Annotated in this window: 23 protein-coding genes and 1 pseudogene; 11 read left to right on the top strand and 13 right to left on the bottom strand. The window is 71.3% G+C overall.

Annotated features, from left to right (window positions below; translation table 11 throughout):
• Nucleotides 1-114 precede the first annotated feature (114 nt).
• Nucleotides 115-1,218: a hypothetical protein gene (locus tag OHS70_RS12830; RefSeq protein WP_328396881.1), complete on the top strand. Its 1,104-nt coding sequence runs from the start codon at nucleotides 115-117 to the stop codon at nucleotides 1,216-1,218.
• A gap of 31 nt (nucleotides 1,219-1,249) precedes the next feature.
• On the opposite strand, the gene OHS70_RS12825 is transcribed toward OHS70_RS12830, so the two are convergent.
• Complete coding sequence (locus OHS70_RS12825; protein WP_328396879.1) at nucleotides 1,250-3,421, bottom strand: alpha/beta fold hydrolase; 2,172 nt, start codon at nucleotides 3,419-3,421, stop codon at nucleotides 1,250-1,252.
• A gap of 168 nt (nucleotides 3,422-3,589) precedes the next feature.
• Here OHS70_RS12825 and OHS70_RS12820 point away from each other — a divergent pair, with 168 nt between their 5' ends.
• The 4 genes from OHS70_RS12820 (at nucleotide 3,590) to OHS70_RS12805 (ending at nucleotide 7,746) form a co-directional block, all read left to right on the top strand.
• Entirely contained in the window at nucleotides 3,590-3,784 is a 195-nt protein-coding gene (locus OHS70_RS12820; protein WP_328396877.1) for a hypothetical protein, read from the top strand.
• A 37-nt stretch (nucleotides 3,785-3,821) separates the two neighbouring features.
• Nucleotides 3,822-4,742 carry an N-acetyl-1-D-myo-inositol-2-amino-2-deoxy-alpha-D-glucopyranoside deacetylase gene (gene mshB, locus OHS70_RS12815; RefSeq protein ID WP_328396875.1) on the top strand — a complete coding sequence of 307 codons (921 nt, stop codon included), beginning with the start codon at nucleotides 3,822-3,824 and terminating at the stop codon, nucleotides 4,740-4,742.
• Nucleotides 4,739-5,275: a DUF6113 family protein gene (locus OHS70_RS12810; RefSeq protein ID WP_328396874.1), complete on the top strand. Its 537-nt coding sequence runs from the start codon at nucleotides 4,739-4,741 to the stop codon at nucleotides 5,273-5,275. The genes mshB and OHS70_RS12810 overlap by 4 nt, the downstream gene beginning before the upstream one ends.
• A 245-nt stretch (nucleotides 5,276-5,520) precedes the next feature.
• Nucleotides 5,521-7,746 carry a hypothetical protein gene (locus OHS70_RS12805; protein ID WP_328396872.1) on the top strand — a complete coding sequence of 742 codons (2,226 nt, stop codon included), beginning with the start codon at nucleotides 5,521-5,523 and terminating at the stop codon, nucleotides 7,744-7,746.
• A 133-nt stretch (nucleotides 7,747-7,879) separates the two neighbouring features.
• On the opposite strand, the gene OHS70_RS12800 is transcribed toward OHS70_RS12805, so the two are convergent.
• Both OHS70_RS12800 and OHS70_RS12795 read right to left on the bottom strand, forming a co-directional pair.
• Nucleotides 7,880-8,806: a hypothetical protein gene (locus OHS70_RS12800; RefSeq protein ID WP_328396870.1), complete on the bottom strand. Its 927-nt coding sequence runs from the start codon at nucleotides 8,804-8,806 to the stop codon at nucleotides 7,880-7,882.
• Between the two features lie 251 nt (nucleotides 8,807-9,057).
• Nucleotides 9,058-9,282 (bottom strand): hypothetical protein, encoded by a 225-nt coding sequence (locus tag OHS70_RS12795; RefSeq protein WP_328396868.1) that lies wholly within the window; start codon nucleotides 9,280-9,282, stop codon nucleotides 9,058-9,060.
• A gap of 116 nt (nucleotides 9,283-9,398) precedes the next feature.
• On the opposite strand from OHS70_RS12795, the gene OHS70_RS12790 reads away from it, so the two are divergent.
• Nucleotides 9,399-10,223, top strand: coding sequence for a helix-turn-helix domain-containing protein (locus tag OHS70_RS12790; RefSeq protein ID WP_328396866.1), 825 nt, complete (start codon nucleotides 9,399-9,401; stop codon nucleotides 10,221-10,223).
• Complete coding sequence (locus OHS70_RS12785) at nucleotides 10,210-10,413, top strand: DUF397 domain-containing protein (RefSeq protein ID WP_328396864.1); 204 nt, start codon at nucleotides 10,210-10,212, stop codon at nucleotides 10,411-10,413. Before OHS70_RS12790 ends, OHS70_RS12785 begins: the two co-directional genes overlap by 14 nt.
• Here the strand turns inward: OHS70_RS12785 and OHS70_RS12780 are convergent.
• The 7 genes and pseudogenes from OHS70_RS12780 to OHS70_RS12750 all read right to left on the bottom strand — a co-directional run bounded on the left by OHS70_RS12780 (nucleotide 10,406) and on the right by OHS70_RS12750 (nucleotide 14,291).
• Nucleotides 10,406-10,777 carry a DUF6193 family natural product biosynthesis protein gene (locus OHS70_RS12780; protein WP_328396862.1) on the bottom strand — a complete coding sequence of 124 codons (372 nt, stop codon included), beginning with the start codon at nucleotides 10,775-10,777 and terminating at the stop codon, nucleotides 10,406-10,408. The two genes, OHS70_RS12785 and OHS70_RS12780, sit on opposite strands and share 8 nt — an antisense overlap.
• On the bottom strand, nucleotides 10,774-11,127 hold the full coding sequence (locus tag OHS70_RS12775) for a DUF6193 family natural product biosynthesis protein (protein ID WP_328396860.1): 354 nt from the start codon (nucleotides 11,125-11,127) through the stop codon (nucleotides 10,774-10,776). The genes OHS70_RS12780 and OHS70_RS12775 overlap by 4 nt, the downstream gene beginning before the upstream one ends.
• A complete protein-coding gene (locus OHS70_RS12770) occupies nucleotides 11,124-11,489 on the bottom strand; it encodes a DUF6193 family natural product biosynthesis protein (protein ID WP_328396858.1) in 366 nt (121 codons plus the stop codon). Before OHS70_RS12770 ends, OHS70_RS12775 begins: the two co-directional genes overlap by 4 nt.
• A complete protein-coding gene (locus tag OHS70_RS12765; protein WP_328396856.1) occupies nucleotides 11,486-11,854 on the bottom strand; it encodes a DUF6193 family natural product biosynthesis protein in 369 nt (122 codons plus the stop codon). The genes OHS70_RS12770 and OHS70_RS12765 overlap by 4 nt, the downstream gene beginning before the upstream one ends.
• A pseudogene (locus OHS70_RS12760) lies at nucleotides 11,851-11,988 on the bottom strand (DUF6193 family natural product biosynthesis protein); the annotation flags it as partial. The gene OHS70_RS12765 and the pseudogene OHS70_RS12760, both read right to left, overlap by 4 nt.
• A gap of 449 nt (nucleotides 11,989-12,437) precedes the next feature.
• The gene (locus OHS70_RS12755) at nucleotides 12,438-13,262 is read right to left on the bottom strand and encodes a transglutaminase-like domain-containing protein (RefSeq protein WP_328396854.1); all 825 of its coding nucleotides are present in this window, start codon (nucleotides 13,260-13,262) and stop codon (nucleotides 12,438-12,440) included.
• An 18-nt stretch (nucleotides 13,263-13,280) separates the two neighbouring features.
• The gene (locus tag OHS70_RS12750; RefSeq protein WP_328396852.1) at nucleotides 13,281-14,291 is read right to left on the bottom strand and encodes a GNAT family N-acetyltransferase; all 1,011 of its coding nucleotides are present in this window, start codon (nucleotides 14,289-14,291) and stop codon (nucleotides 13,281-13,283) included.
• Between the two features lie 114 nt (nucleotides 14,292-14,405).
• On the opposite strand from OHS70_RS12750, the gene fdxA reads away from it, so the two are divergent.
• Both fdxA and dapC read left to right on the top strand, forming a co-directional pair.
• Entirely contained in the window at nucleotides 14,406-14,726 is a 321-nt protein-coding gene (fdxA, locus tag OHS70_RS12745; protein ID WP_003985062.1) for a ferredoxin, read from the top strand.
• 91 nt (nucleotides 14,727-14,817) lie between these two features.
• Nucleotides 14,818-15,936: a succinyldiaminopimelate transaminase gene (gene dapC, locus OHS70_RS12740; RefSeq protein WP_328396850.1), complete on the top strand. Its 1,119-nt coding sequence runs from the start codon at nucleotides 14,818-14,820 to the stop codon at nucleotides 15,934-15,936.
• A gap of 77 nt (nucleotides 15,937-16,013) precedes the next feature.
• On the opposite strand, the gene OHS70_RS12735 is transcribed toward dapC, so the two are convergent.
• Together OHS70_RS12735 and OHS70_RS12730 are read right to left on the bottom strand one after the other, a co-directional pair.
• Nucleotides 16,014-16,439, bottom strand: a complete 426-nt coding sequence (locus OHS70_RS12735) for an ATP-binding protein (RefSeq protein WP_328396848.1) — start codon at nucleotides 16,437-16,439, stop codon at nucleotides 16,014-16,016.
• 308 nt (nucleotides 16,440-16,747) lie between these two features.
• Nucleotides 16,748-17,683: a hypothetical protein gene (locus OHS70_RS12730; protein ID WP_328396846.1), complete on the bottom strand. Its 936-nt coding sequence runs from the start codon at nucleotides 17,681-17,683 to the stop codon at nucleotides 16,748-16,750.
• A gap of 46 nt (nucleotides 17,684-17,729) precedes the next feature.
• On the opposite strand from OHS70_RS12730, the gene dapE reads away from it, so the two are divergent.
• Both dapE and OHS70_RS12720 read left to right on the top strand, forming a co-directional pair.
• Nucleotides 17,730-18,809, top strand: coding sequence for a succinyl-diaminopimelate desuccinylase (dapE, locus tag OHS70_RS12725; protein WP_328396844.1), 1,080 nt, complete (start codon nucleotides 17,730-17,732; stop codon nucleotides 18,807-18,809).
• A 79-nt stretch (nucleotides 18,810-18,888) separates the two neighbouring features.
• Nucleotides 18,889-19,638, top strand: coding sequence for a TIGR00730 family Rossman fold protein (locus OHS70_RS12720; protein ID WP_328396842.1), 750 nt, complete (start codon nucleotides 18,889-18,891; stop codon nucleotides 19,636-19,638).
• A 198-nt stretch (nucleotides 19,639-19,836) separates the two neighbouring features.
• Here the strand turns inward: OHS70_RS12720 and folP are convergent, their stop codons facing one another.
• The gene (gene folP, locus OHS70_RS12715; protein WP_328396840.1) at nucleotides 19,837-20,697 is read right to left on the bottom strand and encodes a dihydropteroate synthase; all 861 of its coding nucleotides are present in this window, start codon (nucleotides 20,695-20,697) and stop codon (nucleotides 19,837-19,839) included.

Here is a 20,697-nt window from a genome sequence, read left to right as displayed (position 1 = left end):
ACCGGCCGCAGTCCCGTTCAGGGGCTGCGGCCGGTCGTCCGCGCCGCCCGCCGTCGCCGGGTTGGCCAGTCACCCCCTTGCTCCACGCGTGCGCACCGCTGCAGGATCGCCGGTGTGACTCTTACGCGGGGGGCTCGGATCACGGGAGCGGCGCTGTGCGCCCTGCTCGCGCTGATCGTCGGAGCATGGATCGTAAGGGACCTGTCGGCCGCCGACGAGCCGCTCGACCTCTGGCGGTTCTGGACCGGCGGCGTCCGCGGACCGGACGCGGCGCCCCTCACCACCACCGTCACCGACCTGGCGCTGCTCACCGTGTACGCCGGCGCGGCCGTAGCCGCCCTGCGCTCGTCCGTCGCCGCCGCTGCCCTGACGGCCGTGGCCGTGATCACGCTCGCCCTGCGGCTGCCGTCCCTGTGGGTGCTCACCGCCTCCTGGATGGATCAGCAGGCCACCGACTCCCTGCGCACCAGGGCGCTGTACAGCACCTTCGCGGTGCTCGGCCTCGCCGTCGCGCTGATCGTCGCGGTCCTGGCCGGACGCCGCCCGACGGGCGCCGAGGCGCATGAGGACCCCCACGTGCCGCGCGCCGACCCGGGCGCGGCCCGCCGGCTGACACCGGCCCGGCCCGCCAGGGGCGCGTCCGTGCTCGCGTTCCTGCTGCTCTTCGCGGCAGCGGGGGTGACGGTGGCCTGGCAGATCCGCTGGGCGTACCTCTCGGGTGCCGACGGCTATGCCGACCTGCTCACCGGCAGCGAGCGTGCCCCGCTGAGGCTGCTGCAGACCCCGTCCGCCTGGCTGGCCTGTGCGACAGCCCTGCTCGCGCTGACCGCCGCCGTCGGAGCGCTCAACCGGGCGGTCTTCACGCGCCCGTTCGGTGCGGTGGTGGCGGCTGTCCTGATCGCGGACGGCGCGGTGGGGCTCGACTTCACGGTCCGGCGAGAGCTGTTCCGGGGTTTCGGGGAGCTGCGGATGGAGGAGCAACTGCTCGTTGCCACCTGGCTTTTCGAGCTCGTCGCCGGAGCCGTGCTGCTGGTCGTGTCGGCCCGCCGCGGTGAGAGCGGACCGGCGGACGGTGTACCGGGCGGGTACGGTGCGGCGGGCGGCACGCCGCAGCCCGGGTACTCCGGCTACGGCTGTCCGCAGCCGGGCCCGCCGGACGGCCAGGGCGGCGGCCACGGTCCGCCCCCGCCGCCGTCGTCCCCGCCGCCCGGCTGGTAGCCCGGCCCCGGATGGCCCCGGGTTGCCGATCTCAGGCGTCCATGCCCAGTGACCTCTTCAGGAATTCCACCTGGAGCAGGAGCAGATTCTCCGAGATCTGCTCCTGCGGCGTCATATGTGTCACCCCGGTCAGCGGCAGCACCTCGTGGGGGCGGCCCGCGGCCAGCAGCGCTGCGGACAGCCGCAGAGTGTGTGCCACGGCCACATTGTCGTCCGCCAGACCATGGATGATCATCAGCGGCCGGTGCGGAGTCTCCGCCACCGTCAGCCCGTCGTCGCCGACCAGCGAATTGGCCCGGTACACCTCCGGCTGCCCGAGAGGATCTCCGAGATACCGCTCGGTGTAGTGGGTGTCGTACAGCCGCAGATCGGTCACCGGTGCGCCCGCCACCGCCGCGTGGAACACGTCCGGGCGGCGCAGCACCGCCATGGCCGCCAGATAGCCGCCGTACGACCAGCCCCGGATCGCCACCCGCTCCAGGTCCAGCGGAAACTCCGCGGCCAGCGCCCGCAGCGCCTCGATCTGGTCGTCCAGTGTGAGCGGGAAGTTGTCCTTGACGGCCTTCTCCCAGGCCGGCGACCGGCCGGGCGCGCCCCGCCCGTCCGCGACGATCACGGCGAACCCCTGGTCCGCGAACCACTGCGAGGTCAGATAGGGATGGTGTGCGGCGAACACACGCTGACCGTGCGGCCCGCCGTACGGATCGAGCAGCACCGGCAGCGGACCGTCACCTTCCGCGTACCCGGCCGGCAGCAGCACCGCCGCCGGGATGCGATGCACCCCCGCCTCGACCAGCCGCGGCCGGGACGTGAGCACCGGCTCCTCCGCGTACGAGGCGACCTGCGCGATCTGCTTCCCGTCCCGCAGCACCTGCACCGTCGCGCCACTGGTGTCCGTACGGGACGACGAGAGCACCGTCACCCCGCCCGATCGCACCGCGCCGTGCACCCCGGCCCCCTGGGAGACGCGCTCCACGCCCAGCTCGTTGACCCGGTACACATGGATCTCGCCGACCTCCGGCTCCGAGGCCTCCTCGCCGGCCGCCGCCGACACCAGCACGTCGCTCTCGTCGATGTCGAGCACCGCGCGGAGCTGCAACTGCGCCCCGGTCAGCACCCGGTCCCCGACCGCGAGCACCCGCGCCCCGCCCTCGTCCGCGATCCGTACCAGCCGTCCTCCGCCGAAGTCCCGCGCGGACGACCTGCCCGGTGCCCAGGCCGGCACCCCGGGGGACAGTTCCAGCCACGCCCGGTCCTCGTCGACATGCACGGTGCGGGTCGCGCCCGACTCCGGGTCGACCGCCAGATACAGCTGGATGCGCTGGTCACGCGACTGGACCAGAAGCAGCGGAGCCCCCTCGGACGACCAGTGCACCCGGGCCAGATACGGATAGGCGGCCCGGTCCCAGACCACCTCCGTGCGCTCCGCGCCGTCCGCCAGTGCCACGAAATACAGCCGCACCTCGGCGTTGGCCGTCCCGGCCGCCGGATAGGCGATCTGCGCCGGCTCCTGGTCGGGATGCGCCGGGTCCGCGATCCACCAGCGCCGTACCTCCCGGTCGTCGACCCGGGCCACCAGCAGCCGGTCCGAGTCCGGCCCCCACCAGAAGCCGCGCGAGCGGCCCATCTCCTCCGCGGCGATGAACTCCGCCAGGCCGTAGGCCGTGTGCTCGTCCTCCGGCTCGGCCAGCGCCCGGTCGTCCTCGCCCTCGGCACCCGTCACCCGCAGCGCGCCCCGCGCCACATACGCGATGTGCCGGCCGTCCGGGGACGGCCGCGGGTCGAGGACCGGCCCCGGAGCGGGCAGTTCGCGCGCGGTGCCGGCCCGCAACTCAGCCGTGAACAGCCGCCCGGACAGCGCGAACGCCGCCAGCTCGACCGCCTGGTCCGCCGCGTAGCCCACGATCCCGGCCGACCCCTCGCGGCTGCGTTCACGCCGGGCCCGCTCCTCGGCCGACAGCTTCTCCTCCGCCCCGCCGAGCAGTTCCCGGGGATCGGCGGCCACGCGCTCCTGCGGCCGGCCGCCGTCCCCGTCCAGATCGAGCACCCACAGCAGGCCGGACCGGTCGGTGCCGGAGGAGGAACGGAGGAACACCACGCGCGAGCCGTCCGGGGACACCGTGAAGGCGCGGGGGGCGCCCAGCGTGAAGCGCTGGGTCCTGGCGTACTGACGCGGGAAGGAGAGCTGCTGCCTCGAGGTCATGCGACCGAACCTAGCGGTCGTGCGCCCCCATGTGCTGCCGTGCACCGATCGATGCGAAGGTACGGATAGTTATGATCCGTAGCGCAAGGTGGGTATGAACCCCATGACATCTGCTCCGGCACATGCAACATGACCGTCCCGACCGAATATCTATGGAGGTGAACCGCCGTGGCACTCTCGATTTCGGCGGTGGTGCTGCTGGCGATCGTCGTCTTCCTGCTGATCCGGAAAGCCGGGCTGAAGGGCGCACATGCGACGGTCTGCGTGTTGCTCGGGTTCTATCTCGCCAGTTCGTCGGTGGCTCCCACCATCACCGAACTGACCACCAACGTGGCGGGGATGATCGGGGGCATCAAGTTCTAGTCCCGCCGCACGGCCGGGCCCATCTAGGCTGTCCGGTATGAAGGAGCTTCCCGCCCGTCGTCTGCTCCTCGTGCATGCGCACCCGGACGACGAGTCGATCAACAACGGCGCGACGATGGCCAGGTACGCGGCCACGGGCGCCCAGGTCACGCTGGTGACCTGCACGCTCGGCGAGGAGGGCGAGGTCATTCCGGCCGAGCTTGCCCATCTCGCACCCGACCGGGAGGACCGGCTCGGCGCCCATCGCGTCGGCGAACTGGCCGCCGCGATGAAGGCGCTCGGCGTGAGCGATCACCGCTTCCTCGGCGGCCAGGGCCGGTTCAGGGACTCCGGGATGATGGGCGTCGAGCAGAACCACCGTGAGGGCGCCTTCTGGAAGGCCGACGTGGACGAGGCGGCCGCCTGTCTCGTCGAGATCATCAGGTCGGTGCGCCCGCAGGTGATGGTCACGTACGACCCCAACGGCGGATACGGGCATCCCGACCACATCCAGGCGCACCGGGTCGCGATGAGGGCGGCCGAGCTGGCCGCCGAGCGCGCCTTCCGCCGTGACCTGGGCGACGCCCACACCATCGCGAAGATCTACTGGAACCGCGTCCCGCGGTCGGTGGCCGAAGAGGGCTTCGCCCGTCTTCAGGCGCTCGGTGGAGCGGACTTCCCGGGCATTGCCGAGATCACGGATGTACCGGGCGTGGTGGACGATTCCGAGATCACCACGGAGATCGACGGCACCGGGTACGGGGAGCGGAAGGCGGCCGCGATGCGCGCCCATGCCACCCAAATCGCCGTGGACGGGCCCTTCTTCGCACTCTCGAACGATCTGGGGCAACCTCTCTTCGCGCACGAGTACTACCAGTTGGTGAGCGGTGTGCGGGGCGCGCCGGAAGGGGAGCGTGAGCGCGACCTCTTCGCGGGGATCCAGGGGAATGTCGGTGCCCAGGGGATGGTGACGGCATGAGCGCGCGGAAAAGGCCGGACAATTCAGGCGCTTCAGGCGCTTCAGGCGCTTCAGGCGCTTCAGGTACTTCAGGTACTTCGGGTGCTTCGGGCTCTCGCGGAGCTCGGCGTGCTTCCGGTGCGCCGGACGTTCCCGGCGGCTGGCTGACCCGGCCGCCCAGTGCGCCGCACCCCGGGCGGGTGGCCGCCTATCTGGTGCTCGTCGTCCTCGGAGCGGTCGTCGGTGTCGCGGGCACGCTGGTCCAAGGTGCCTGGTTCCCGGGCGGATTGCTGCTCGCGCTGCTCGGTTCGGCAGCCCTGTTCTACGGCGCGCTGCGGGCATGTGGCACCCAGCTCGGCGTGGCCTCGGCGGCCATCGGCTGGCTGCTGGCGGTCGTCGTGCTCAGCTTCGGACGCCCGGAGGGGGACGGTGTGTTCGCCGCCGGGATCGGGCCTCTTGTCTTCATGCTCGGGGGGATGGTACTGGCTGTGATGTGTGCCACCATGTCGCGATCGCTGCAACCGGGCGGCCGGCCGGGCGGACTTGAGGGCTAGCGGGAGGCGGGACCCCCAGGACGCAGCAGGTCCGGCCGACCCCTATGGTGGGTCGCCCCAACGGTCACCCCGAAGGGTGGGAAGCCGTTGAACTGACCGAGTCCGCACGGTCGGCACCGGGCCGCTTCCCGCAGTCCCCGGGCCTTTGCCGGCAGCGGACAGTATGGTGGTGCGCGCCGCCGAGCCGCCCGCAGCAGTAGCTGTCCAGTAAGAACGGGCGGCGACGCCAACCGGGAGAACCTGCTTTGAGTCGTGAAACTGACAGTTCGTCCTCCGGCCCCCAGGGGCGCGGTGGAACCGCGTACCCCTCTGGGACGCCGCCGTACGGAACCCGGCAGTATCCGTCGCTGCATCCGACGCAGGACGCTCCGGACGAGCCTGCCACGGCCCCTGAGGCGCAGCCGGACGAACCCAAGACCGAGACCACACTGACGACGCGCATCCGGATCAACATCCCGGGTTCGCGGCCGATCCCGCCGGTCGTCATGCGTACGCCGATGAGCGACGTGAACGCGGCCGCCGCCGCGAAGGCCGGTCCGGGAGCTGCCGCCGGCGCCGGTGCGAAGAGCGCGGGCGGTAACAGTCAGGACAGCGAGCGCACGGGCAGCACGCCGGTGCCCGAGGCCCGGCCGCAGGTGCCGGCCCCGGCCCCCGAGCCGCAGCCGGAGGAGAAGCCCGCGGGCAGCGACTGGTTCGCGCCTCGCAAGCCGGCCCCGTCGGCCCCCACGCCTGCGCCGCAGGGCGGCGCCGGTGCGAACGGCTCGGGCGGTGGCACGATCGGCGCCGGTACGGGCGGCCCCGGTACGCGGTCCAACCTGGCGGCGCTCGCCGAACAGACCGGGGCGCCCGCCGCACCCGCGGGTCCGGCGCAGGGCGGCCCCGGCCTGCCCCGCCGCCCTGCGCAGGGCGGGGCTCCCGGTACCACCCCGCCCCCCGTCGGCAACGGCTTCGCCCCCGGCCCGGGACGGAACACCCCTCCGCTCGGCGTACGCCCGCCCGGCGTCGGGCCTTCGGGCCCGACGGGTGGACCGGCCACCGGCAGCATGCCGCTTGCACCGCATCCCGGCGGTGTTCCGGGCCAGGGCACTCCAGGCGTTCCCGGCCAGGGCAGTGCCGGGGTCGGTGGTCCCGGCGCACCCCGCCCCGGCGGACCCGGCCGTCCCGGCGTTCCGGGCGGTCCCGGTGGCGCGCCCCGGATGTCCGACGACACCGCGGTACTCACCCCGCAGCAGCCCGCGCCCGAGCAGGGTGCCGGCGGTCATGTCTCCGGCGACACGCTGACCAGCGGTATCCCCGTGGTCCCGTCCGACGGACAGCACCGCTCGCCGTTCGCGCCGCCGCACACGGGCTCCGGCACGGGTCCGAACCCGATCGTGCCCCCGGTCCCCGGCCCGAGGGCCAGGGAGGCGGACTTCGCGGACTTCTCCGCGCCCGAGTTCGCGGGCGGACCCGGCGGCGCCGCCGGACCCGTCACGCCCGGCCCCTCCGCCCGGCCCGCGCCCCGGACGGCATCCGCACCCGCCAAGCAGGGCCGTTCCAAGATGGTCCTCGTCGGCGCGGGCGTACTCGGTCTCGTCGGCATCGCCTACGGCGCCGGTCTGCTGCTCAACCACTCCGACGTGCCCAAGTCCACGACGGTGCTCGGCGTCGACATCGGCGGAGGCACCCGGGACGAGGCGGTCAACAAGCTCGACGCCGCTTTCGGCAAGCGGGCGGGCGCGCCGCTCCAGCTCTCGGTGGGCGGCGAGAAGGTGCAGCTCGCCCCGGACAAGGGAGGCCTCTCCCTGGACAGCCAGGCCACCGTCCGCGGTGCCGCGGGCAGCGACTACAACCCCGTCTCGGTGATCGGCTCCCTCTTCGGCGGCGAGCGCGTCGCCGAACCGGTGATCGTCGTGGACCAGGAGAAGCTGAGCGTCGCGCTCGCCGACATCGGCAGCGCTTCGGGCACCGCGACCGAGGCCACGATCAAGTTCGTACCGGGCAAGGCCGTCCCCGTACCCGGCAAGGCGGGCCAGGCGCTGGACGTCACCCGCTCGATGATCGCGGTCAAGGACGCCTACCGCGCCCAGGTCGAGACCGGAAAGCCGAACGTCGTGCAGCTGCCGGTCGCCACCCGCCAGCCGACCGTGGGCCAGGCGGAGCTCGACCGCGCGATGAAGGAGTTCGCCCGGCCCGCGATGTCCGACCTGATCACGATCAAGGCGGGTGCCAAGCAGATCGCGTTCGGCCCGGCGAAGTCACTGCCCAAGATCCTTTCGATGAAGGCGATCGACGGCCGGCTGGTCGAGGTCTACGACAAGAAGGCGATCGAGCAGCTGCTCGACGGCGTCTTCGACGGCATCACGATCACCAAGGGCGACGGCAAGCAGCACCAGGTTTCGGCGGACGACGTCGCCCAGGCCATGGGGCCGGCGCTGCGCGGCAAGACACCGGCCGAGCGTACGGCGGTCATCGAGCTCGATCCGAGCTGATCGTTCCCCGCCTCGTAGGAGCCCCCGTCCCGGTCCGCCGGGACGGGGGCTCCTACGTCGGGTGACGGATCGGTTCGCGTCGTGCACCCGAGGCGCACCGGCGGTCCGGTCGGGCCGGACGCCGGGCACGCGGTCATGCCCCGCCCCGCATCGCGGCTCGGGCGGCCGCCGCCCCGCGTACGGCCGCCGGCACGCCTGTGGCCGCCGGTGCCGTGGCCTTGGTCTGCGCCTCCTGGGCCCGATCCTGGCGGCAGTCGGGGCACAGCCCCTCGTCCGCCACCGGCCGGAAGAGCCGCGGCTGGGTGTGCTCGCCCGCGCACTCGCGCATGAGGGCGACCCTGGGCGGCTCCGGGGGCGCCTCGACCGGAGGCACCTCGCGCAGCAGATACCGCACCAGCCCACCGGGCCGGTGGATGCTCGCGCCGGCAGAGGGCAGGCCGCGCCTGATCCCGTCCCGCACGGCATCGGGCGTATGCCCGAGCCGAAGCCACTGGGCGGCCAGCGCGGCCAGCTGGCGCAGCATGCCGCGCGGCACGCACAGCCGAGGGTCCAGTTCCCGTAGCGCGGCAACGAGTTGCCGCGCCTCGGTATCGGCGTGGTCGGGCGGGGGAGGGTTGGAGGTGTTCACCCCAGGGGTCACTTCTGGATGACGACCGACGGACGGGTCGTCCGGCTCACCGACGGTCCGTTCTCCGGCAGCCGGTTCCGGTGCGGTCGGCTCGGGCTCCACTGGTGCGGCCTCCCTCAACCGGGCGACGTCCTCGGCAGTCAGCGGGACGTTGGAGACGAGCTGCCGGGTCCGCCAGAGCCCACCGGGCCCCTGTTCCTTCCACTCGTGGAAGTAGCCCTCGTCCTTGAGCTGCTGCTTGGCCCGCTGGAAGGCCTTCGGTTTGATACCGGCGCGCTCGGCGCTGGCCGACAGCGACTCGTGCTTGTCGGCGGGGAGTGACAGCTGCCAGCTCAGCAGGCGGAAGGCGTCGGAGTTGAGCCTCGGATGGCGGATGAGGTCGTTCGGCACCTGCGAGTAGAAACGGGCAGGCGGGATAACATGACGAAACATTCCTTGTGCTCCTGTGGATTAGCACGGGGGGTGCAGGCCCTCGGCGCCGGGTGCAACCAGCGACGGGGGCCGTCTTGCGCTCACCGTACATCAACATCCGTGTACGCACGGTCACTTCGGGGGAGCGCACCGGGGGCAGGTGCACGGCGGCCACCGGAGGCCTGAACCGACCGGTGCGGCCCCGCGCTCGGGCCGGTACGTGACGGCCGGCCCCCAGCTCCGCCCGCCGTCGCGCGAGACGCGCAAAGTCATCACCACTCGCCTCCGTACCGCTCCTGCTTCTGCCGGAGCCACCTCCTGACCTGCGCCGTTTCGTCGTCGGATGCGGTGCGCAGATCGGAGGCGCGGATGGTGGCGACGAAGTACACAAACCTGACGCGCCTGTGTTCGCCGTCCACACCGATGACCTTGCCGGGCCCATAGGCGTCCGTACCCGTGTGGGCGACGAAGGTCCCTGCTGCGTGTGCCACACCCATAGTCCTGCCGACTCCTTCGCTCTCCGTGAGGAACTGCTCACAGGCTGGCGGGGGCGGCGTTACGCTCGGTAGGGGTTGGCGCGTGACAACGCAAGCGTCACAAAGAGGAGTTGCCGATGGCGATCGAGGACAACCCGCAGTCCCGCACGAGGTACGGCGAGGAACTGAAACGTCGGCGGGAGGCGGCGGACCTCACCCAGGAGGAGCTGAGCGAACGTGCGGTCATGTCCCGCACCCATATCGCCCACATCGAGGCGGGCCGCCGCCGCCCGGACGTGGCGGACGCCCGTCGCCTCGACCAGGTCCTGAGGACGGGCGGCTTCTTCGAGCGCTTCCTGCCGACGCTGGACGGCAGAGCTGTGGCGGAACACTTCGCGGAGGCGCTGGAGTTCGAGCAGCAGGCGACGGTGATCCGGGAGTACGCGCCCAAGTTGGTACCCGGCATTCTCCAGACCGAGGCGTACGCGCGCGAAGTGCTCGGCTCCGGGTCCCCGCCGAGGAGCGACGAGGAACGTGACAGGCTTCTTGTCACCCGCCTGGAGCGAGCCCACATACTCGACAACTTCGACACACCGGTGGTGTGGACGCTGCTCGACGAGTCCGTGTTGCGGCGCCCCATTGGCGGCGCGGCCGTGATGTGCGAACAGCTCCGTCACATCCTGGCGTTGGGCGAGAGCCGCCGCATCCGCGTCCATGCGCTCCCCTTTGAAGTGGGGTATCACGCCATGATGGAGGGTTTCGTCTCGCTCATGTGGTTCGACGACCTCCCGCCCATCGCCTATGTGGAAGGCTTGAAGTCGGGGAGGGTCTGGGAACTTCCGTCCGTGGTACGGGACTGTCAGGCGGCTTACGATCAGGCCCTGGGCGACGCCTTGTCGCACCGCCAGTCGCTGGCCTTGATCAGATCCGTCGCAGAGGAGTACGAGCATGAAGCGCAGTGAATCCACTCCGGCTTGGCGCAAGTCCAGCTACAGCGGCGGCAGCAGTGGCGACTGCCTCGAAGTCGACGACGCCCACCCGACGGCGGTCCCGGTCCGCGACAGCAAGCACGCCACGGGCCCTGTCGTTGTCTTTGGCCACGCGGCCTGGACTGCCTTCGCCGCCGCCGTCCGGAACAGCGACCTCAACTAGGCACGTCGTCCGCCGTGCCGATGACGGCCGGACCGCAGCCTTCCGGGAGGTTCGCAACGACCAGTGCGTACGCCTCCTCGACGGTGTCGACTTCGCCAAGGCTGCCTACTGAGCGGTCATGCACCTGGAAGCCGCCTCCGACCAGGCTGTACACAACGGGCACAAAAGACCCCGGAAGGCCGGTGCACCGGCTGAGAAACAAGGTGCCGTGGCTCACGAAGGGGAACAACTCCCGCAGTCGGGGCTGTGCGTACGCGGCACGGACCGTCGCGGAATCGATCAGGTCGTCGTCGTACGACAGGATGCTCTGCCACCGGGCGGCGACGATGTCGGCGGCCGACGTGGTGTTCTCGTCGTCGGTCACAGGTCGTCCGGGGTGCCGTCGACGGCCGGGCCGCAGCCCTCAGGGAGGCTGGCCGCGACCAAGTCGTACGCCTCCTCCACGGTTTCGACCTCGCCGAGGAATGTGTTGTCGGACTGACGACGCACTCGGTAGCCGCCGGAGGCCTGGGGGAACGCGGTGCCGACGTCATGGGTCCACGGGTACTTGGTGCAGCGACTCAAGTACAGGACCCCATGGCTGACCATGGGGAAAAGCTCCCGCAAGCGAGGGTGAGCGTACGCGGCGCGGGGCACCGCGGAGTCGATCCGGTCGCCGTAGTACGCCAGGATGCTCTGCCACTCGGCGTCCACGATGTCCGCGGCCGCGGTCACAGGTCGTCCGCCGTTCCGATGATGGCGGGGCCGCAGCCCTCGGGGAGGTTGGCCACGACCAGCGCGAACGCCTCCTCCACTGTGGCGACTTCACCAAGCGAGCCTACGGAGCGGGCATCTACCTGGAAGCCGCCACCGACCAAGCGATACACCACAGGCACGTGGGAACGCGGAAAGCCGGTGCACCGACTAAGGAACAGGGTGCCGTGGCTGACAGCGGGGTACAGCTCCCGCAGTCGCGGCTGCGTGTAGGCGGCGCGGACCATCGAGGGGTCGATCAGATCGTCGTCGTAGGCCAGGATGCTCAGCCACTCGGCAGCCACGACATCTGAAGCGTTCTGGGAGCTTTCACTGTCGGTCACAGGTCTCGCGCCGTTCCCTCGATGGCGGGCCCACAGTCCTCGGGGAGGCTGTCGACGACGAGTGCGAACGCCTCCTCAAGGGTGTCGACCCTGCCGAGGGTTCCGACGCCGTGGGGCCTCCGGACCCAGAATCGCCCGTCCTCCCCCTGGGGATACACAGCGCCACCGACGGGAGTGCCGCCTGATTGCTGTGTGAAGAACATGACGCCGTGGCTCACTCCGGGAGTCAGTCTCCGAAGCTGTGGCTGCGCGTAGGCGGCCCGGACCGTGGTCGGGTCGACCAGGTCGTGGTCCCCCTCCAGCAAGTACCGCCACTCGGCGGCCACGATGTCCACGGCCGGGGTGGTGCTCTCATCTTGGGTCACAGGTCGTCCGCCGCGCCGATGATCGCCGGGCCGCAGCCTTCGGGGAGGTTGGCAACGATCAGTTCAACCGCTGCCTCGACGCTGTCCGGCTCGCCCAGGATGACTCCGTCGGAGTGTCGGATGACCATGAAGCTTCCCCCGGCCCTTGTTCACAGAACACCTGTGCGAACAGCGTCTCATGGGCGCCGTGTGACGATCAAGGCCGGACCGATCTGGTGGACCGTCAAAATGACTGCCAACAGGGGCATTTGGTCGCCGCGAGTGCCGAGTGTCACGGGCTTTCGGCTCGAACCCGACGGGTCGTCGGAAAGGCTCCGCGCAAGTATCCGCGGCGCGGTCGAACCTGCCTTGCGGTGGTCGGAAGCCCGGACCGAATTCCCTCGATTCCCTCGCTAGGCGGTGAAGTCTGCGGCCGGGTGCTGAACCCCACTGTCGATGGTGTCCCGGCCGGCCGTGCGAGAACCGGTCGGCAGGCAGGTACCCGGCCGGGGCGTCCCTCACCGGCGCCGGTCCGACGGGCGTCACCCGCGGGGTGGGCGGCCGCGCAGGCCGTCGGCCCGCTGCCGTGTTCGCTCGAACACGCTCAGTTCAGCATGGCCCGCGCCGCCCGTGCCCGCCCCCTGATCGCCTCCGCCGTCGTCGGCTCGACCTCGGACACCACATCCGCGTACGCGTCCATTTCGTCGGCGCCTGTCAGGAACTCGCCCCGCTGGACCAGCAGTTGGGCCCGTTCATAGCGCAGCCGGGCCGGGTGGGCCGGGAGCAGGAGCGACAGGTCGATCGCCCACAGGGCCACGTCCGAGCGCTCGGGCCGCGGCGCGGCCCAGGCACGGATGTTGTTCAGGATGCGCAGCACCACCGCGAGCGGCGGGGCCGGGGTCAGCATCGACGGGGTCAGAGGCGTGCCCGTCGCGCCCGCGACCAGGAGTTCCGCATCCGGCCCGGTCAGGACGCGGCCGCCCGCGAAGGGGTCGGCCAGGACCTGCCCGTCGTGGTCGCCGAAGCCGACGACGAAGTGGCCGGGCAGCGCGACCCCGTACACGGGCGCGCCCGCGCGGCGGGCGACCTCCGTCCACAGGACCGAGAGAAGGATCGGCAGGCCGCGGCGGCGCCGCAGCACCGCATGGAGCAGCGAGGACTCCAGGCGCTGGTAGTCGGCGGGAGCGCCGTGGAAGCCCTCGCGCGCGCCCAGCAGGTCGGCCAGCGCCGTCGCCCAGGCCTCGGGGGTGCGCAGACCGAACGGGAGCATCCCGGCGAGGCGGTCCAGCTCGATCTGGGCGGCGTCCAGGCCGGCCTCGTCCAGCGCGGGGTCCGCCTCGGTGCCGATCAGCAGGCAGAGCAGCGCGAGATCGGGACGTTCGGCGCGGGCCTCTTCCGCGAAACGCGCCCGCCACGATGCGTCGTACATATGCGACTCGTACCCCGTCTAGGCCGACCGGTAGTGGTGGTAGTGGTGATGAATCGCAAAACCCATCGCTTCGTACAGGGTGCGAGCCGCACCGTTGTCCGCCTCGACCTGCAGCCATGCCGCCGACGCGCCCTCGTCCAGGGCCCGGCGCGCCAGCGCGGTCATCACGGAGGTCGCGAGGCCCTGACGGCGGTAGGCCGGGTCCACCTCCACGGCCATGAAGCCCGCCCAGCGTCCGTCGACCACACACCGGCCGATCGCTGCCGGAATCTCCCCGGTGCCGGCACCCGTGGGGCCGGGTACAGAGGCGAACCACACCGAAGGGCCGCTGCCCAGGACCTTGAGCACATGTGGTCCGGGCACAACGGACCGCTGGTAGCGCCGTAGCCACCTCTCGTCGCACGATCGCGCGAGCCGCACCCGCGACACGTCCGCGTCCAGGTCGCCCACCGGCGCCAACGCCCCGGTCTGCACCTGCGCCGACACCTCGCGCCGCCACCCGCGCGCCTCCAGCTCCGCGCACAACCGCTCCTGCGTCCCGGCGGCGCCGGTCGCCGTCTGCATGTACGCGGGCAGATCGCGCCGCGCGTACCAGGAGCGCACCCGCTCCAGCGCCTCGGTGAGCGGCACTCCGGGGTCGCCGAGCGGCAGCACCGAGTTGGCGCGCCGGGTGAAGCCGCCCGAGGCGCGCAGTTCCCATGCGCCGAGCCGCTCGCTCTCCACCGGCTGCCAGGCCCGCGCGGTGACTCTCGCGAGCTCCTCGAAACCCGCCGAGGGACCCTTTCTGCGGGCCGGAGCGGCGGGCACGACCTTGCCGGCGACCAGCGACGATTCCGCGATACGGACGCTCTCCCCGGTCCTGCGAGTGATCACCAGCACACCCTCGTTCCAGGATGTGAGAACACCAACCGTGTCGGTGAACTTCTCAGCTCCCGCTTCACCCTCGCTCAAGCGCCGTACCGACACCCGTTTGCCCACGTCAGCAGGTGTGATACGAACCTCGAGCCGTCCGCCCGCAGTGAATTCCACAGCTCTGTGTGCCCCTCCTGTTCGGATCGTCCCCAAGAACGGAGATACTAGGGGCGGGCATCGACGACGCCGCGCTCCCGCGCAAGCCAGCCCTTACCGAGGAGGAACGACAGCGTGACCTACGTCATCGCGCAGCCTTGTGTCGACGTCAAGGACAAGGCGTGCATCGAGGAGTGCCCCGTCGACTGCATCTACGAGGGCTCCCGGTCCTTGTACATCCACCCGGACGAATGCGTCGACTGTGGTGCTTGCGAGCCGGTCTGCCCGGTTGAGGCGATCTTCTACGAGGACGACACCCCGGAGGAGTGGAAGGACTACTACAAGGCGAACGTCGAGTTCTTCGACGAGCTCGGTTCGCCCGGTGGTGCCTCCAAGCTCGGCCTCATCGAGCGCGACCACCCCTTCATCGCCGCTCTGCCGCCGCAGAACGGCTGATCACATCTCCATGTCCCCGGTCCCGTACGGTTCGTCGTCCGTACGGGACCGAGGTGTTTGACGCCCCACGTACCAGAAAGTGAGCGCCCCAGTGGCCGCAGTCTCTTCGCGCCTCCCCGTCTTCCCCTGGGACAAGCTCGAGCCGTACAAGGCGACGGCAGCGGCCCACCCGGACGGCATCGTGGACCTCTCGGTCGGCACGCCCGTCGACCCGGTGCCGGAGCTGATCCAGAAGGCACTGGTGGAGGCCGCGGACTCGCCCGGCTATCCGACGGTGTGGGGTACGGCGGCGCTGCGTGACGCGCTCACCGGATGGGTCGAGCGCAGGCTCGGTGCGGTGTCGGTGGCACACACCAACGTCCTGCCGGTCGTGGGTTCCAAGGAACTGGTGGCGTGGCTGCCGACCCAGCTGGGTCTCGGTCCCGGCGACAAGGTCGCCTACCCGCGCCTCGCCTATCCCACGTACGAGGTCGGTGCGCGCCTTGCCCGCGCCGAAGCGGTCGTCTACGACACCGAGACATTTGCGGCCGACCCCGCGGGGGGAGAGCTCGACCCGGCGGGCCTCAAGCTGCTGTGGCTCAATTCGCCGTCCAACCCGACCGGCGCGGTGCTGGCCAAGGACGAGCTGGCCAGGATCGTCGCCTGGGCGCGTGAGCACGGCGTGCTGGTCTTCAGCGACGAGTGCTACCTGGAGCTGGGCTGGGAGGCGGAGCCGGTCTCGGTGCTGCACCCGGACGTCTGCGGCGGTACGTACGAGGGCGTTGTCGCCGTCCACTCGCTCTCCAAGCGCTCCAATCTGGCCGGCTACCGTGCCGCCTTCATCGCCGGTGACGCGGCCGTGCTCGGCGAGCTGCTCCAGATCCGCAAGCACGGCGGCATGATGACGTCGGCGCCGGTACAGGCCGCCACCGTCGTGGCGCTCGGCGACGACGCGCATGTCACCGAGCAGCGCGCCAGGTACGCGGCCCGGCGAACGGCGCTGCGTACGGCCCTCACGGCGCACGGCTTCCGCATCGAGCACAGCGAGGCGAGCCTGTATCTGTGGGCGACGCGCGACGAGCCGTGCTGGGACACGGTGGCGTATCTGGCCGGCCTCGGCATCCTGGTGGCGCCGGGCGACTTCTACGGGACGGCCGGCGAGCGTTTCGTGCGAGTGGCGTTCACGGCCACGGACGAGCGCGTCGAGGCCGCGGTCAAGCGCCTGGGCTAGGCGGCCCGCGACACGCGGCGGGGCCCCAGGAGCCAAGAAGGCTCCTGGGGCCCCGCCGCGTGTCGCCAGGGGTGCGATCAGCCGCCGAGGGGCATGCCGCCGAGTGAGCCGGTGGGCAGAGCGCCACCGGGAACGGCGCCGGCCGGCAGGCCGCCCTTGGCGGCGCCGCCGACCAGACCGGCGGCCTGCGCCGAGGCGTCGCCGACAGCCTTCTTGGCGACCGGGGCGGCCGTTTTTGCCGCCTTGCCGACGGTCTTGGCCGCCACGGGGGCGGCCTTCTTGGCCGTCTTGCCGCCGACCTGGCCGGCCACCTTGGTGGACTCCTTGGAGACGCCGTCGACCGTGGTGTCGACGTTGTCCGTGTCGAGGGCGGTCAGGCCGCCGAGCGCTGTCTGCGGCAGCTCAGCGGCGCCTGCGGAGCCGGCCGCACCGACCACGGGAGCTGCTCCAGCCGCGATGAGCAGCGCGGCGCGGGCGATCCGACGGGTCAGGGGGAGGGACATGGTGCTCCTTGGGACGAGAGGGACGTTCGGATGTTCGGACTGCTGGTGGTGCTGCCCGACGTTCGGACGTCCTGACAACCGCTGGGGGGCCGGGGGAAGTTGCGGTCGGCCAAGGTAAAGAGTTGGTAATGCATCGTTTTATCGGTCTCGGATAAAAACGGGCAAACATTGCATTGTGCAAGTGCCTGGCGAACCGTCACTTCCCTTTGTTCGCAAGGGATTTGGCATCGCGCGGGGGGCAGTGGCAGGGCGTGCGAACAAGGCGTTCCGGGTGAGATCGGAGCGCCGCCTTCGAGGGAGGGGACAAACTACTGAGCGATACGGATCCGGACGGTGTCGGTGCCCCGCTCGGGCGCCCCGCCCTTCTGCCAGCCCTCGTCGGACTCGTCCGCGTGCCACACCCTGCCCCGGTACGAGACCTCTGCTATCCGCAGTCCGTCCGCGCGCGCGACGGCCCAGTGCGCCAGCTCCCAGCCGCGCCTGGACGCCGGGCCGCCGGACGTCGATCCGGACGTCGCCGGCACCGGAAGCGTCACCTCGCCCGCGGCAGCTGCACCAGCGCTGCCGCTCTTGGCGCCCCCGCCCTGCACGCCGCCGGGCAGCACATCGGGCCCGAAGGCACGCACCAGCTCGGTCCGCACCTTCGCCGGGTCGCCCGCGTCGCCGCCGCCGCGCACCGCGCAGGTCAGCGTCGCCGAGGCCCGGCCGGTCAGGGCCGCAGCCAGCAGCGTGGCGTCGGGCTCGTGCTTCGCGTACGCCTGCGGGAACCCGCTGCGCTGGACCCGCTGCGCGGCCACCGTCAGCGGCAGCCGTGAGTAGCCGGGGACCTCGTCGAGGTGCTCGTAGAACTTCCTGGACGCGTAGACGGGATCCAGGATCTGCGCGGGGGTGCCCCACCCCTGCGACGGGCGCTGCTGGAACAGGCCCAGAGAGTCCCGGTCGCCGTGCTCGATGTTGCGCAGTGCGGACTCCTGCAGGGCCGTCGCCAGCGCGATCGTGACCGCCCGCTCGGGCATGCCCCGCGTGGTGCCGACCGCGGAGATCGTCGCCGCGTTCGCGGCCTGCTCGGCGGTGAGCTCGTACGAGGGGCCGTCGGCCTCGGCGCCGCGGACCGTGCAGCGCGGGGCGCCCCCGCCGGTCTCGTACTGCACGATCACATAGCCGATCACGGCCAGCAGCACGACGAACGCGGCCGCGACACGAATCGGGCGGCCGCGCCGGACGGGGGAGGCGGTCTCGGGCACGACGCCCACCGTACTGGAGTCCGAGGAAGGCTCTAAGGTCGGAGCCATGCCTGACACCGTGCTTGACCTCACTCTTGACGGCCCGGCGCTGACCGCCGCGCTGGTCGATCTCCGCTCGGTCAGCGGGGAGGAGAAGCCCCTCGCCGATGCCATCGAGCAGGCCTTGCGTGCCCTGCCGCACCTCACCGTCGACCGCCACGGCAACAACGTCCTGGCCCGCACAGGCCTGGGGCGCAGCGAGCGGGTCGTCCTGGCCGGGCACATCGACACGGTCCCGGTCGCCGGCAATCTGCCCTCGCGACTGGACGAGAACGGCATCCTGTGGGGCTGCGGCACCAGCGACATGAAGTCGGGCGTCGCCGTCCAGCTGCGTATCGCGGCCACCGTCCCCGAACCCAACCGCGACCTCACCTTCGTCTTCTACGACAACGAGGAAGTCGCCGCACACCTCAATGGGCTCGGGCATGTGGCCGAGGCCCACCCCGACTGGCTGGAGGGAGACTTCGCCGTCCTGCTCGAACCGTCCGACGCCCAGGTCGAGGGCGGCTGCCAGGGCACATTGCGTGTCCATCTCCGCCTGACGGGGGAGCGGGCACACTCCGCCCGCAGCTGGATGGGCTCCAACGCCGTTCACGCCGCCGGTCCGGTCCTGGCCCGCCTCGCCGCGTACGAGCCGCGGCGCCCGGTGATCGACGGGCTCGAGTACCGCGAGGGCCTCAATGCCGTCGGCATCGAGGGCGGTGTGGCCACCAATGTCATCCCCGACGCCTGCACCGTGGTGGTCAACTACCGCTATGCGCCCGACCGCAGCATGGCCGAGGCCGAGGCCCATGTCCGTGAGGTGTTCGCGGACTGCGGCGTGAGCGAGATCGTGGTGGACGACCACACCGGCGGGGCGCTGCCCGGCCTCTCGCACCCGGCCGCGGCCGCGTTCATGGCCGCCGTCGGCGGCAGCGCACAGCCCAAGTTCGGCTGGACGGACGTCTCACGCTTCAGCGCGCTGGGCGTGCCCGCGGTCAATTACGGGCCCGGTGACGCGCTCTTCGCCCACAAGGCGGACGAGCATGTTGCCGTTGACAAGATCACGCACTGCGAGCAACGCCTCCGCGAGTGGCTCACAGCTTGAAAACCCTGATTTCATCATTCGTAACGATCCCGGACCTACCCTGAGCCAAGGCAACAAGGTTCGGCGGAGGGAGCAGGTCATGGGCAACCCCGAGGGATTGCGGGCGCCGGAGGAGCAGCGGCAGGGACCGGTACTGCGCCGTAGGGACCAGGTGCAGGAAGGCACGACCGATCAGCGGCTGCTGGACACCGAAGGCGACTCCGAGTGGGTGCACACCGATCCGTGGCGGGTCATGCGCATCCAGTCCGAGTTCGTGGAAGGCTTCGGTGCGCTTGCCGAACTCCCCAGTGCCATCAGCGTCTTCGGGTCCGCCCGGACCGTCGCCGGGACGCCGGACTACGACGCGGGGGTGGCCATCGGCCGGGCATTGGTCGAGGCCGGCTTCGCGGTGATCACGGGTGGCGGCCCGGGCTCGATGGAGGCCGCCAACAAGGGGGCGCGTGAGGCCAGGGGGATCTCGGTCGGACTCGGTATCGAGCTTCCCTTCGAGCAGGGCCTCAACCCGCACGTCGACATCGGCGTGAACTTCCGCTACTTCTTCGTCCGCAAGACGATGTTCGTGAAGTACGCGCAGGGCTTCGTGGTGCTGCCGGGCGGTCTCGGCACGCTGGACGAGCTGTTCGAGGCGCTCACCCTCGTCCAGACCCGCAAGGTGACCCGCTTCCCGATCGTGCTCTTCGGCACGCAGTACTGGGGCGGACTGGTCGACTGGCTGCGCAACACCGTGGTGGCCCAGGGCAAGGCGTCCGAGCGTGATCTGCTGCTCTTCCATGTCACGGACTCGGTGGAGGAGGCGGTGGCACTGGTCACCAAGGAAACGGCCAGGTAGCACGCACCGGCCGGCAGGGCCCGTGGCCCCGGCACCCGGGTCCTGCCCGCAGCCCCGGACGGTCAGGACACCGGACGATCAGAGCCTGGACCCGGACGAACAGAGCCCGGACCCGGACGATCAGAGCCCGGACCCGGACGATCAGAGCCCGGACCCGGACATCAGAGCCCGGACCCGGACGATCAGGGCCCCGGACGGTCAGGCGAGTCCCCGGCGGGCGACCGCCGGGGCGCGGTGGCCCGCGATCGCCGCCACCATGTCCAGCACCTGCCTGGTCTCCGCGACCTCGTGGACGCGGTAGACCTGCGCCCCCAGCCACGCGGAGACCGCGGTGGTCGCCAGCGTGCCGATCAGACGCTCCTTGACCGGTTTGTCGATGGACTCGCCGACGAAGTCCTTGTTCGACAGGGAGACCAGCACGGGCCAGCCCGTCGCGGTCATCTCGTCCAGGCGGCGGGTCGCCTCCAGGCTGTGCCGGGTGTTCTTCCCGAAGTCATGGCCGGGATCGATCATGATCGCGTCCCGGCGGACCCCCAGCGCGACCGCCCGCTCGGCCAGCCCGAGCGTCACCCGCAGCACATCCGCCATCACATCGTCGTACGCGACCCGGTGCGGCCGCGTCCGTGGCTCGGCGCCGCCCGCGTGGGTGCACACCAGCCCTGCTCCGTATCGCGCGGCGACCTCGGCCAGCCCCGGGTCCACACCGCCCCAGGCGTCGTTCAGCACATCGGCGCCCGCCTCGCACACGGCCTCGCCCACGTCGCGCCGCCAGGTGTCGACACTGATCACGACGTCCGGGTGGCGCCTGCGGATCTCTGCCACGAAGCCGACCGTGCGCCGCGCCTCCTCCTCGGCCGTCACTTCCTCACCCGGACCGGCCTTCACACCGCCGATGTCGATGATCGCGGCGCCCTCGGCGATCGCCTGCTCGACACGGGAGAGGGCGGGCTCGTCACGGAACGTCGCGCCCTGGTCGTAGAAGGAATCCGGCGTCCGGTTCACGATCGCCATGATCACCGGTTCGTGCGCCTCGAATTCACGCCCGCCCAGCCGCAGCAT

Origin of the sequence: Streptomyces sp. NBC_00390 (assembly GCF_036057275.1) — a bacterium.
Taxonomy (GTDB): domain Bacteria; phylum Actinomycetota; class Actinomycetes; order Streptomycetales; family Streptomycetaceae; genus Streptomyces.
Note: the sequence above shows the minus strand (reverse complement) of the source record. Positions and strands in the feature narration are given on the sequence as shown.